The organism is Actibacterium sp. EMB200-NS6 (assembly GCF_001305615.1).
GTDB lineage: Bacteria > Pseudomonadota > Alphaproteobacteria > Rhodobacterales > Rhodobacteraceae > Actibacterium_A > Actibacterium_A naphthalenivorans.
This window is the reverse complement of record NZ_CP010871.1, coordinates 1-12,657: the sequence shown is the minus strand read 5'-3', so window position 1 is coordinate 12,657 and position 12,657 is coordinate 1. Positions and strand designations below refer to the sequence as shown.

The 12,657-nt window shown below is 62.9% G+C and carries 12 protein-coding genes and 2 pseudogenes; all 14 read right to left on the bottom strand.

Going from position 1 to position 12,657, the window contains the following annotated elements; all coding sequences use genetic code 11:
• Positions 1-110 precede the first annotated feature (110 nt).
• Complete coding sequence (locus tag TQ29_RS18685) at positions 111-647, bottom strand: hypothetical protein (protein WP_235974563.1); 537 nt, start codon at positions 645-647, stop codon at positions 111-113.
• A gap of 155 nt (positions 648-802) precedes the next feature.
• Entirely contained in the window at positions 803-1,531 is a 729-nt protein-coding gene (locus TQ29_RS18680; protein WP_054540632.1) for a DUF736 family protein, read from the bottom strand.
• A gap of 124 nt (positions 1,532-1,655) precedes the next feature.
• Positions 1,656-1,958, bottom strand: coding sequence for a hypothetical protein (locus TQ29_RS18675; protein ID WP_054540631.1), 303 nt, complete (start codon positions 1,956-1,958; stop codon positions 1,656-1,658).
• A gap of 100 nt (positions 1,959-2,058) precedes the next feature.
• Positions 2,059-2,520, bottom strand: a complete 462-nt coding sequence (locus tag TQ29_RS18670; RefSeq protein ID WP_054540630.1) for a hypothetical protein — start codon at positions 2,518-2,520, stop codon at positions 2,059-2,061.
• Between the two features lies 1 nt (position 2,521).
• A complete protein-coding gene (locus tag TQ29_RS18665) occupies positions 2,522-2,908 on the bottom strand; it encodes a DUF6878 family protein (protein ID WP_054540629.1) in 387 nt (128 codons plus the stop codon).
• Between the two features lie 123 nt (positions 2,909-3,031).
• Positions 3,032-7,294, bottom strand: coding sequence for a strawberry notch family protein (locus tag TQ29_RS18660; protein WP_054540628.1), 4,263 nt, complete (start codon positions 7,292-7,294; stop codon positions 3,032-3,034).
• A gap of 106 nt (positions 7,295-7,400) precedes the next feature.
• Entirely contained in the window at positions 7,401-7,694 is a 294-nt protein-coding gene (locus tag TQ29_RS21000; RefSeq protein WP_255353486.1) for a type II toxin-antitoxin system RelE/ParE family toxin, read from the bottom strand.
• A pseudogene (locus tag TQ29_RS21210) lies at positions 7,671-7,961 on the bottom strand (type II toxin-antitoxin system RelB/DinJ family antitoxin); the annotation flags it as partial. The gene TQ29_RS21000 and the pseudogene TQ29_RS21210, both read right to left, overlap by 24 nt.
• 104 nt (positions 7,962-8,065) lie before the next feature.
• A complete protein-coding gene (locus tag TQ29_RS18645) occupies positions 8,066-8,722 on the bottom strand; it encodes a hypothetical protein (RefSeq protein ID WP_054540627.1) in 657 nt (218 codons plus the stop codon).
• A gap of 102 nt (positions 8,723-8,824) precedes the next feature.
• Positions 8,825-9,418, bottom strand: coding sequence for a hypothetical protein (locus TQ29_RS18640; protein ID WP_054540626.1), 594 nt, complete (start codon positions 9,416-9,418; stop codon positions 8,825-8,827).
• A gap of 74 nt (positions 9,419-9,492) precedes the next feature.
• Positions 9,493-11,474, bottom strand: a pseudogene (locus tag TQ29_RS18635) (ParB/RepB/Spo0J family partition protein).
• 155 nt (positions 11,475-11,629) lie between these two features.
• Complete coding sequence (locus tag TQ29_RS18630) at positions 11,630-12,019, bottom strand: DUF3768 domain-containing protein (protein ID WP_054540534.1); 390 nt, start codon at positions 12,017-12,019, stop codon at positions 11,630-11,632.
• A 67-nt stretch (positions 12,020-12,086) separates the two neighbouring features.
• Complete coding sequence (locus TQ29_RS18625; RefSeq protein WP_054540535.1) at positions 12,087-12,317, bottom strand: DUF6330 family protein; 231 nt, start codon at positions 12,315-12,317, stop codon at positions 12,087-12,089.
• A 23-nt stretch (positions 12,318-12,340) separates the two neighbouring features.
• Positions 12,341-12,657, bottom strand: a 317-nt coding sequence (locus TQ29_RS18620) for a zincin-like metallopeptidase domain-containing protein (protein ID WP_255353483.1), incomplete at its 5' end; no start/stop codon positions are given.

Here is a 12,657-nt window from a genome sequence, read left to right as displayed (position 1 = left end):
CGCTTGGCATCCCGCCACTGGCTTGGTTTTGCGCCGCCACGTGGCCGGTTTTTACTCCGCCGTTGACAGCCAACCTCGGTACGGCTCAAGCCAAGAGAATCGCTTAGGTCTTACACGGTGTTCCCCGGGCGAAAGGGCTGCGGTGCACGCTCGGGGCGCTTCAGTGCTTCGGCATATTTGCGGGCATTGTCGTCAATCGTGCCGTGCCAAAGCTTCGAGACGAAGGCCCGGGCGTCTTGGACTGTCATGTCTTTCAGCGAAGAGGACAGCGCCATGAAAAGCTCATCCTCGCTAATTGCAGCGGCGCGGTGCATGGCATCCGCGTAAAATGACGGCTCGTTGAGAACCTGCTCGCGCAGCGGCATCCGCGCGAGGTTCTCCTCCGGGATCGCCATGAAGATCGTGTCCTGAACTTCGGTCAGATAAGCGCGGCGCGATGTGGACACCGGCTTTCCCGCCGCCTTGGCCTCCAGAAATGCCTGCCTTGTCCTGTCGAGCTTTGCCCTTGCATGGGTCATGATGACATCACGCTTGCGGTTAAGCAGCGCAAATCCGGTGCAACGCTCGATATGAGCAAGAAGCTCTGCAACCTCTGCTTCTACATCAAAGCTCTCGAACCACGGAGCTTTTCCCAGTCTCGCCACCATGCGCCTACCTTCGTCTATTCAATAATATATTATCGTATATCATATTCAGCAGATCGCAAGCAGATGGCGCCCGTCATGCAGCCAAACATGGAAAAAGGGGAACCGTGATCCCACGGCTCCCCTTTCGATTCAGATCGTCTCCCCTCGCGCGCCGATTAGGCGACCAAGGAGAGCCCCGCGCCCGCGTCCTGCGGCTGCTCACCGCTGTCGATGAACGGGATGATCGAGAAGGTCTGCCCGCCGCGCTGTTCTTCGTTCTGCACGGCGTTGACGCGCAGATCGCCATCGGGCGTGTTGATCAGCAGCGACAGGTAGTCATTGCCCGTGCGGCTGCTTTTCGCCATCCAAGCCGAGCCGACGCGGATCGGTGCGCCCCGGGGCGAGCTGACCTCGATGCGGTAATCGGGATGGGTCTCCTCGGATTTGTAGCTATTCTCTATCAGCATGAACTCCAGATCGAACATCATGTTGGCGATGTAGCCGGTGAAGGCGTTGTCGGCGTCCATGGCGGTGAGCTCGCCCGAGATCGAGCCGGATTTCATCAGGCCGTTCGAGACCAGCGGGATGATCTCGAACGCGCCGCTTTGGGCCGCGCGCGCCTCTTTCGTCTGCACCGCGTTGACCCGGAACGGACCCAAGCCGACATCGATCTGCATCGAGATGTAGGGGTTGCCACTGGTGTTTCCGGTCTCGTTCCAGGCTGTGCCGATGCGCACCTTGCGGCCTGATTTGTTGACTGCCGTCACGTCAAAATCCGGGCTGCGTTCGGACATCTTGGCCCGCGACTCCAACTGGATGGCGATGTCAAAGCGTGACGAGTGGATCATGCCGGTGTACTGAGCGGCTGCGGTCTCAACATTGCGGGTGAGGGTTCCTGCGAACATGGGATGGTTCCTTTTGGATTGGCCGGTGCCTGAAGTCCTTGCCAGCGCATCCGGGATTGCTTTCTCGACCCCTTGAGGGATCACAAATCAGAAAGCCTGCTTTCCTTTCAGCCCCGCCCAAAGCTCAGAGCTGCCGTCCGAGAGGGAATGCCCCCGTGCCTCCGGGTGCTGCGCCCCTCCCCTGCCCGTCTGGTCTTGATCGGCTACCTGGATTTTCTGCGGCGTCCTTCGATTGCGCGACGAAGAACTCCGTTTCTTTTCCGTTCAACCGGTGCCCGCCCCGGTCGGTCAGACCGATGCAGCTACCATTCGGCACATAGGTGATGAGGTACTGACCGAGCCGGTCCTTGTGGACAACGTAGCCGGTATTGGCCCAATGCACGGTCTGGCCGGCATCAACGGCCGCCTTGATTTCATCGAGTGTCATGCGAACCTCCTCAGGAAGAATGGTGGGGAAACGACGCAAGAAGCCCGGTCGTCCAACCGGGCTTCCGTGCGGCATTCAATTGGCAAAAAGCCGGGTCCTGTCAGGCACTCTGCGCCGCTTGCATCGCGCGCGCCGCCATCCAATCTTTCAGGCCAAGAACCGTTCTTCCGGCGGCGACCTCGGAGGCCCAGGCAACCCTTGGGTCACCGCAGGGCTCGGAGCCGGCGTGCCGGTCGATGTGGCCATTGGCCATCCATGGCTCAGGCTGTATCCGTCGCAGCCAGTCCGCCATACTCGGAATGCGGCCCTGACAGTCTTCGCGGACATGCTGCTCGCCGATCCAGCGCACGGGAATGTCCCGACCTGCGCTATTGGTCAGGGTCAAGCCGAAGACACGTTCGGCCTCAAAAAGGCCTTGAGCGTGGTGGCGCATGGCTCGGTGCGTGAAGAGCGCGAGGTGCTCTTTCGAGGCGTCAAACCAATCGTGCACAGACTGATAGTCAGATGGCACCCCGCCGAATTTCCGGGCAGAGCTTTCGGCATGATGAAGCGGATGGGCCATCTCACAGCCCCTCGTCATAGCTGTGCGAGCATTCGACATAGCGGTCCGCGTGATCGAGGATAATGCTGTCTAGTGCTATGTCCCAGGTCAGCGTGCCGTAGCCGCCCTCGTTGTTTTCGAACCCCGGGTGATGGTGATAGGCGAGCGACCAGGCGAAGTCGCCAACCTCTGTGGCAAGCGGCTCCGGTAGTTTGACCTCTGCAGGCTGCACCGTCACATCCTCGACATTGCCAGAGTCGCCATAGCCTTCGTATTCGGCAGTGACCTCGCTGATGCCAAGCGCACGTAGTTGCGCGAGCAGCTCCGCTCGGGACGCCTTCAAGGTGGTTTCGCGCTCCGCGCGCCACTGAGCCGCCATTGCGGCATAATCGATTTGGGGATTGGTCATGGGTCCGTCCTCTTCTCTGAATTTGGGGGGGGCCGGGCCTGGCATTGGTCAGCGCGCGCCCGGAAAACGCAGACCGGCCAAACCCCGATCCGCGACGCCCGGCCCAAAGCCCGCTTTGACTTTTCAGGCGGCTTGGTCTGCCGCGTTGCTGGTTCCCTGCCCCACAATCCGGGCCAGAATGCTGACCGTGTCGACACCTTCCCCATGCGGCAGGAACACCCGCAACTGGAAAGCGATGATCTCTGTAAAGCAGCCGAGGGCCTTGAGGCCGTCGATCATGCCCCGATCCGCACCGGACAGTTCAAGGCGCATTTCGCCTGCGACCCGGCGACGGGTCAGGGTCAGGCCCCGGCCCAGATCGACCGGCGCGGTGGTGCCGAGGGCAGCGGTCAACATCTCCTGCGGTGTCACCGGGTTGGAGACGAGGAAGCGTGCGCGGAGGGCCGCTGCCCCTTCCTCACTGAGCGTGCGCCCGATCATCGCGGTCGCCCCATCGGGCGTGACCCGGTAGATGCGCTCATTGGTGGTCGGGATGTCCTTCCAGATCGGCAACAGCAGCCCCGTCAGCAGGTAGAGCTTGGTCGTGGTGGTTTTCGGCAGGGACGCAGCCTCTTCATCCCAAAGCCGTACGAACTCAGGCTTGCCGATCTCTTCCCAGGCCGAGGACTCGAACCGTGCCTCTTCGAAATAGCTCGACCCGTTTGGCCGCACCGCCTTGCGCATCAGCGTCACGATATCCTCGTCATACATCTGCATGGGGCGCGCCGAGATGAGCGCCGCGCGACCGGAGGCGCGATTGACCATGGGCAGCTTGTCCGGATTGCGCGATATGGCCTCTTCGGCGTCAAGGACATGCACCGGATCCGTGACCTCGAGCCCGATGATCCGCGTCACCGCGCCGGATTTCGGGCAGGTCCAGAGATCCTCGGTGGAGACCTGTTCGATCTTTTCGCCACGCAGGGTTTCCACGCCGAGATCGAGCGTGCCTGCCGCGCGCGCCCGTTCCGTCTGATCAGCGATCCGGCGCATGAACTCGGCAAAGAGCGCATTCTGCATGTGGATGGGCAGGGCCAGAACCCGGTTCAGAAACCGCTGGATCGGCGGAAGCTCCTCAAGGAGCACCCCGTCCTTGTCGATCAGCCGCAGGGCCGTCCAGTCGGTGAAGCTCTCGTAGCTCATCGCCTCAGCGCGCCCGGCGGCAAGATCGGCGAAATACCCACGCAGTGCCGCCCGCGCGATCGGGCTTTCGAGATTGTCCTCCTCGCGGAACATGCCTTGCGAGCCGGTCTCGCGCTGACCCTTGGTCAAGGCCCCTAGCTGGTCGAGGCGCTTGGCAATCGTCGAGGTGAAACGCTTCTCGCCATGCACATCCGAGGTGCAGACCCGGAAGAAGGGCGCGCTGACCTGCGCCGAGCGATGCGTGCGGCCCAGCCCCTGGATGGCCGCATCGGCGCGCCAGCCGGGCTCCAGCAGGTAGTGCCGCCGCCGTTTCTGGTTCTTCGCCGTTTGCGCCGCGTGATAGGACCGGCCCGTCCCGCCCGCATCGGAGAAGATCAGGATATCCTTCTCACCATCCATAAAGGCTTGGGTCTCGGACGAATTGCTACTGGCGCTGCGCTTCTCGATGAAGAGATGGCCATCCTCGGCCTTGAGGGGCCGGATGGACCGCCCCGTGACCTCTGCGACGGCCTCGTCGCCAAAAGCCCAGAGGATCTGATCGAGCGCCGAGGGGATCGGGGCGAGCGTCATCAACTCCATCATGGCCGCATCGCGCAGGGCGAGCGCCTCGCGCGAGACAACCAGCGCGCCGGTCTCATCCCGCAAGGGTTCCGCCACCATATTGCCGTCGATCTCGACCAGCTTTTGCGCATGAATCGGGAAGGCCTGTTCGAGATAGCCCAGGACGTAGTCGCGCGGCGTTAGCGCACCCTCGACGAGTTCATCCTCCGGGTCCATCGTCTCAAGTCTGCGTTTCAGCAGGCTCTCACCTGTCGAGACCACCTGAATGACGCAAGCGTTGCCTGCCGCGAGATCGTCCTCGATGGCGCGGATGATGGTCGGGGCTTTCATGCCCATCAGGAGATGGTTGAAGAAGCGCTGTTTCGTGCTCTCGAAGCGGGACTTGGCCGAGGCGCGTGCGGCCGAGGCATTAGTCTCCCCCGAGGCATCGTTGACGCCGGTCGCTGTCAGCGCGGCCTCGAGATTGTGGTGGATCGTACGAAACGCGCCCGCGTAGGCGTCGTAGACCTCGATCTGGGCCGGGGTGAGCGCGTGTTCGAGCACGTCATACTCCACGCCATCAAAGCTGAGGGCGCGGGCGGTATAGAGGCCGAGCGTTTTGAGATCACGGGCGACCACCTCCATGGCGGCAACGCCGCCAGCTTCCATCGCCGACACGAAACTCTCGCGGCTCGGGAAAGGGTATTCGGGGCCTTGCCCCCAGAGCCCTAGCCGCGCGGCATAGGCCAGGTTGTGCACGCTCGTGGCACCCGTGGCCGAGATGTAGAAGACGCGAGCGCGGGGTGCTGCCAGTTGCAGCCGCAGGCCAGCAAGTCCCTGCTGGGAGGGTTTGACCCCCCTGCCCTGCTCGGACCCGGCCGCGTTCTGCATGGCATGGGCCTCATCAAAGGCCAGTACGCCTTCAAAGTCTTCGCCCATCCAGTCGAGGATCTGGCTCAGTCGCGTGGTGCCGCATTTGCCCGCGGACCGCAGCGTGGCGTAGGTGACGAAGAGGATACCGTCACCCATAGGGACGGGCTGGTCCGGTTTCCATTTGGAGAGCGGCTGGATGTCGGCTGGCGAGCCGCCGAGATCGGTCCAGTCGCGGATGGCGTCCTCGATGAGCGTGGCGGATTTGGAGACCCAGATCGCCTTCCTGCGCCCGGAAAGCCAGTTGACAAGGATGAGCCCTGCGCATTCGCGTCCCTTGCCGCAACCGGTGCCGTCGCCGAGAAAGTAACCAAGGCGATAGGCCCGTGCATCCGGGTCATCATCGACGCGCGTCAGCTTGGTCTGGTCGTCATCGATGGTAAACCGACCGGGCAGGTCGCGCCCATGGGCGTCATGCGCCATGATGATGGTTTCCAGCTGCGCCTCGGAGAGATGTCCCTCCTCGATCAACCGTGCGGGCAGGCGCAAGTCATCACTGCCCGTGTTTGAGGGCATGGGCGGGGCAACCGAGGCCATGGCGATGCTCTCGACGAGCGGCGTGGGATGTTCTTGCGCACCCGCGATCTCGATCCGCTGCGGACGGTAGCGCGCATAGATGTCCGAGATGGGCGTGTTGTCGCGCGGGATATCGAGGCTCTTGAAAGTGAGCGGGACAACGGCATTGGCCCGAGATTTGGAGGCGGCGACAGGCGCAGCAGCGGTCTTGCGCGGGGCAGATGATGGAACGATCGGTCGCGCATGAGGGATCGCTTCAGCCCGTTGGACGGGGCGCATCTCGGGCCGGGTCGCGGCAACTGCGTCGACAAAAGGAAGGGCTTCATCCAAGTCCCGGACACTGGCGCGGATCATTTCGCCGTCCTCCTGCACCTTGTCGAAGACCATCAGCTGGGTTTCGACAGAGGTGCCGAGCTTGCGATAGACCTGTCCCGGCATCGTCAGCGCCAATCGCGGCGTCAGGAGACCGCAGGCGCGGGACCAATGCGCGGCATCGCGTTCGGGCGTGAATCCCGGCGGCATGATCGCCACCAGCCGCCCGCCGGGTGCCAGGCGCTTTGCAGCCGCGATGAGATGCTTGGCGGCGATGTGCTTGTCTCGGGAGCGATCGACCGAGGAGGCGAAGGGCGGGTTCATCACCACGACCTCGGGTAGAACCGGCGTCTGCAGCAGATCATCGATATGCTCGCCGTCATGGCCTGTGACCTCGCCGCCGAAAACCGCGCGCAGGAGGCGCTGGCGAAAGGGGTCGATCTCGTTGAGCAGAAGCGTGGCACCGGCCCGGGCGGCGAAAGCAGCCAGGGCACCGGTGCCAGCCGAGGGCTCCAGAACGGTCTCGCCCTTGCGGATCGCCGCGGCCCGCAAAACCAGCGCCGCGAATGGCAGCGGCGTGGAAAACTGCTGTAGCCGGATCTGCTGCTCTGACCGGCGGGTTTCCGTAAGGAGACGTGAGGCGAGGAGTTTTGCGTTGGCGATGTCTGCTGTGGCACCGGCCCCACGCAGAAACACCTGGATGGCCGCTGCCTGCATCATGTCATAGGCCATGCGCCAGTCCCAGGCATCGCCGGCATCGCTGCCATGAAACGTCTCGCGCATGATGCGCGCGAGCGCTGAGCTACGCAGGGGCTGGTAGTCGACCTCCGTGCCGATCTGCTCGAGGGCAGAGACGAGGTTAGCGTCGGATTCAACAGGATTGGGGAGCGTTGAGCGGTGCTTGGACATGGGGGTTTCCTTTGGATCAGGGTCTGAGTTCCAAAGGACAAAAAGCCTGCTCTACACTTTGAAGGCGGAGAGCGGGCAATTTCTTAGCGGGGGGCCTGCACCCCGATCATGGCCACTGCTGCGCAGCATGAAGAACGCGCAAAATGGTCACCATCTCAGGGCTTTCAGCATAGACCACGATGTAGTTCGGCCGAACAACCATCTCCCTAGTCCCGTCCACACGGCCCGCGCGGTACATCTGAGGGCGTTCTGGAAGGAGGGACGTCTTGTGTTCAATCTCGTCTTTGAGAACTTGGGCGGCATCCGGGTTGTCGTCAGAGATGTAGTCAATGATTGCCAGCAAGTCGGCTATGGCCGTGGCTTTCCATTCAAGATTGGCAAGGCGCTTCCCGTCAATCAATGCCTGGGCGTCTTGCATCGCCTTGGCATGGGGCGTTGTGGGGCTTGGATCGTCCAGCGCTTCCTGTACCTTCGCCCGGAACCAGGCGTCATAGGCATCCGGATCAGCGGTCAATCCGGCAGGCAATCCGCCTTCTGCGGCCACGCGGGTTAGAAGAATACGCACCGCGTCGGAGAGCGTCAGACCGACGCCCGCAAGTGCGTCCGACGCCTGTGCTTTCAGCTGATCGTCAACACGGACATGAAGCATGGATGTTTGGGCAGGCATGGATGGTCCTCCAGTTGATGGGAATGATGTATCTCATTTGAGATACGAATTCAAGTCGGCAGTATGTGCGCGCGTAGTCCCGTGGTGTTGTCTCAGCGGGAAATTCAGCCACCCTGCCCCGCTAGGAACTCCGCCAGCACAGGACTGGCCGCGACTTTCGCAGAGCTGAGCAGCTCCGAGCCCGCAAGCGAGGCCTTCGACAGGCGTACGAGCCCACCGGTTTCCTCGATGCGGTAGCAGCGGCGTTTTTGCCGCCCACGCCTGTAGTGTGTCGCGGTGACGATCTGGCAGGTGCTGCCATCGGTGAGCGTCACGGGTGCTGCGAGCCGGATCTTGTCGCCTTCCTCGTAGTCAGGGATCGAAGCCCAGTCCCGGCAGCGCTGGCGCCAGTCCTGGGCGTAGCTGTCCGGGTCTTTCAGGTCGGAGAGGAGCTCGATCAGCCCAAGGGGAGCACGAGACTCGTTCGGGCCAGCGCTTTCCTCCATGTCCTTGTAGCCCCAGCAGCCGTCATCGTATCGGGTGAGGAAGACAGCCCCGAAAGTGATGGAGCCATCCGCATCGGTCACATAGGTCGTGTCCTCGACCGGCGAGCCATCGATACCTGTGACCCTTGCCGCCGCATACCAGGTGGAGCCCACCTTGCAGGCCTTGATCAGTTCGGTTCTGCGCATTTCGCCCTCGAAGGTGCAGAGCCGGGCGATTTCCGCTTTCTCATCCGCGTAGGATTTGACGCGGCCGTCGGTGTAGAAGAGCCAACCCATCTCAGAGTCCTTTCTGTCACTGGGGAAATTGTTGTCGCCAATGTCCCGAGAGGGCCGCAGGCCCGGCAGGGTATTGGCGATGCGTGTTTGAGAATGGGCGCGTTACGCCACCCTCCGGTCATCGATTTCCATCAGGGTATCGAGCGGCACGCGGTAGGGCTGCATGGCGTCGAAATCCTCGCAATTGCCGCAGTTCTGCACGATCGCGAAGGTGTCGCAGGCATCCTTGAGGATGACCCGGAAGGTGCCGCCGAGGCCCGAGGGCACTTCGTAGGTCCCGCCGATGAGATAATCCGAGGCCCGGCGCACGAAGACGCGGATGCTGTGGCCATCGGTGGCGAGCCGGATGGCCCCTCGCCCCCGGTCGATGAGCACCTGCACGTCATCCAGGATGTCGGTGTAGAACTGGCCGGTCAGATCGCGAAACGCCATGCGGCGCTGCGCCATCCAGTCGGTATCCCGAAATGGGTTCATGCCGTCGGCGAAGGCGAAGGAGGGATCGGCCTGTTCGGTGGTGACGATACGGGTGGTCGTGCCATCGATGCCGTTCGAGCGCAGATGCACACCATTGCCGACGATGAGGATCAGGGCCGGCCTGTCCACGGGCCCGTTCCAGTTGGGCAGGAAGGTCTTGCAGGCGCGCGCATGGGCGATCTGCGCCGCAACTGCGGAGGCAGAGAACTTGAGAATAGCCATCGGGATGTCTTTCTGTTCGGTTTGGAAGAGGGTCGACCCGCGCAGGGAATGCCTCGCGCGGGTCGCGTGATGGCTCAGGCCGCTTGCGCGACCTCGCCGTCAGGTTCCGGGGTTTCCGTGATCGGCGCCGTCTCATCACAGGCGCCACCGGCGGTCTGCATCATCGGCGGGCACCAGGCGGCCACGGCAGCGCGCTGCGCGTCCGTGAGTGTGGCGAAGGGTTCGGCGAAGAGCTTGTCGCAGAAGGCGACGATTTCCTTCTTGCTCGACGAGGCCAGCGTCACCGCCTCCTGGGCCAGACCCAGATCCTCGCCCAGAATCTTCAGGAGCCAGGCCTTCTTGAAACGATTGAACAGCGCCGCGTTCGGCGTCCAGTGGGCGCGGATGTCGGGCATGATCTCGATCTCGAAGTCATGCATTAGGCTGTCGCGCCGAGGATCCCGCGCGAAGCAGGACTGCGTGGTGCTGGCCGTGGCATAGGCGACGAGCTTGGCCTTCTCGCCGGCCTTCAGCGCGCGAAACGCCGCGAACTGATCGGCGGGCGGGCGGGTATCATCGAGCCACGAGAGGTCCAGCACATCATGCGCCGCGGCCACCTGCTCAAGGGAGGTCTCGTCAATCTCGTCCATCTTGGCGTGGTTGCGGTATTCCTTGCGGGCATCGATCTTGATCGCCTGCGTGACACTCATGCCGGTGCCCAGAACGTCGCTCACCAGCTTGAAAAGAGTCAGATCGAGCGTGGCCTCCGGATGCAGCGCCATCGCGGCGCCAAGGGCCATGGCTCGCTCGGTCTTGAGGTCCTCTGCCAGCGAGGCTGGATAAGTGATTTCTCCGGCGTCCGGGGCCTCCTCCCCTGTCGGATTACTCGCGGAGCCGCGCGCGCCCTCCTCTTTGACGGTGTCCTCGGGGCGGACGAGGCCCACATGGAGCGTGATCTGCCCACCCTGCCACGAGGCAATCACACCAGCGCGGACGAGGTCCTCGGCGCTGTAGGCCTCCTGCAGGTCGCGGGCTTCCTCTTCCAAGGCGTCCACGCGCTCGTAAAGGGCGTTGTAGGCACCGTCCTCGAGTCCCTCATTCTCCATCTCGAGCTGCAATTTCTCAAGCTCGGCGGTGATTTCATCCACGCGCTTCCGGGCAGCCTCATCAGGCTCGATCGGGCCGGGATAGACGCGGCCGTAGTCGGCCATGGTCGCGTAATCATAGCGGACCATCGCATCGGCCCAGGCAAAGCCCAGCCTCATACGGGCCTCTTCGGCAGCGGCACCGAGCTTTTCGAGCAAGATGGTCTCGACCAGCGCCGCATCCTCAAGCACGGAATGCTCTTCAAGAAGGTCAGCCGCGACTGCGCCGCCACGCGCCTCGTAGTCTTCGCGCACGAAAGCCCCAATATCATCTTTGACTTGCACCCCGCGGGATTTGAGCGCCTGCCGGACGGTATAGGCCTGCATATAGCCGCCGTCTTTCGTGAGCGCCTCGAAGACCTCGCGCTGCGCTTCCTGGCTCGGGTGCTCGGCGAAGGCCTTCATCGTGTCGAGCGTGATCACCTTGCCCCGGGCCGCGGCGCGGATGTCGGGGTGGATAAGGCCATAGCGCAACCGGCCTTTCACGGCGGCCACCGTGGTGCCGAAGGTCTTCGCGATCGTCTCGGGCGTCTGGCCGTCGACCTCCATCATCCGGGCGAAAGCCTCGAACTCGTCGATGGCATTCATCGGTGCCTGGGTGATGTTCTCGGCGAGCGACAGTGCCGTGGTGACGTCGCAGTCTTCCGGCACAAGGCGGCAGTCCACCTTGGTCTTCGCCGTGAACCCCTTGGCGGCCTTGTCGGCAACCAGCTCCTTCAGCGCGGCATAGCGCCGGCCACCGGCGAGGACAGCGTATTTGCCGTCGAGCTTCTGGACCAGGAGAGGCTGGAGCAGGCCCAGAATAGCGATACTGGCCTTCAGATGGGCGATGTTCTCGGGGTGATAGGTTCCGGCGCGTTGCTGCGCACATTGGCGGGATGCGGGACGAGATCGCCGATAGCGACGGTAAGGGGAGCAAAGCATGTGGTCATGGGATATCCTTCCAGGAGGGTGAAGTGTGGCCCGCGCGCTCACGCGCGTGACCAATCCCCGGCTTCAGGGATCACCACGACAAAAGGCCCACTTTCCCTTTGAGGGGTCAGCGGGCCTTCATCGTCTCAGATGTCAGGGTGAGGAGTCCCCTGCCCTACCAGTCGCGCGCCAGCATGATGGTCAGCACGCGCATGGTGGTGGCAGGATTGTCCGGGGTCTCAGCCCCATAGCGGAAGTCCGAGTCTGCTTCATAGAGATCGATCTTCCAGAACACGGTCTCTCCCCGGATCTCGACCGCCCCGAAATCATGCCAGCCCTCGGGATCATTCTCAGGCTCGAATGTATCGAACGCACCAGTCGCCTTCACCGCCTCGGCCATGAAGCCATCGCCGGCCTCCATAAGCGAGCGGGTGACATGCATGCGGCCCTGGATGGGTTGCGCGGGCGGCACCCCAAGGCATGCAAGTTTGCGAAACGCGTCGTTCTGCACCGCGATCACGGTCGGATCCGGACGGTCTAGCTGGGGTTGAACATTCATGGACATGGGGATCTCCTTTGAGAGGTTTGAAACACCCTTCTCAAAGCCCGCTTTTTCTTTTCCGCTTGGCGGATCAATCGAGGCCGAAGGCGCCCCACCCGAACAGCCCTTTGGGTCTGTAATTCGGGTTGGGGATGGTTTCGATCCAGCCGCCTTGTTCTTTGATGCTCTCGAGCGCTGCCGAGAGCGGATAAGCGCCCTCGGCAGCGCTCCACCAATAGGCACCGCGCTTGAAGGTGATGATCTTGCGGCGGCCGTCGTTGAAGCAGGCCACCCGCAGCGTTTTGGGTTCCTTACGTGACATGGGTGTCTCCGTTCTCCGTGCGGTCAGGCGGCCTCGGCACTGCGACCTGCCCTGCCCACCTCCGATCTGGCGATCAGATAATCACAGGCGCGCTGCGCGTCCGCGGCGTGCCGGAAGATCGCGCCCTTGTCCGACCGAAGGACCCGCAACCAGTTGTGCAGGTAGGCGGCATTCATCTCGAGCGTATGCGCCGTGAAGCCGAGCGTCTGACCCAGGAACACCGAGGTCAATTCCGCGACGATCTCCTCGCGCGCATAGGACGTGTTGCCAAACTTCGAGAACCCGAAATCACGGTTCAGTCGATGGGGTGCTTTCGTGGCATGGGCCAGCTCGTGCGCCC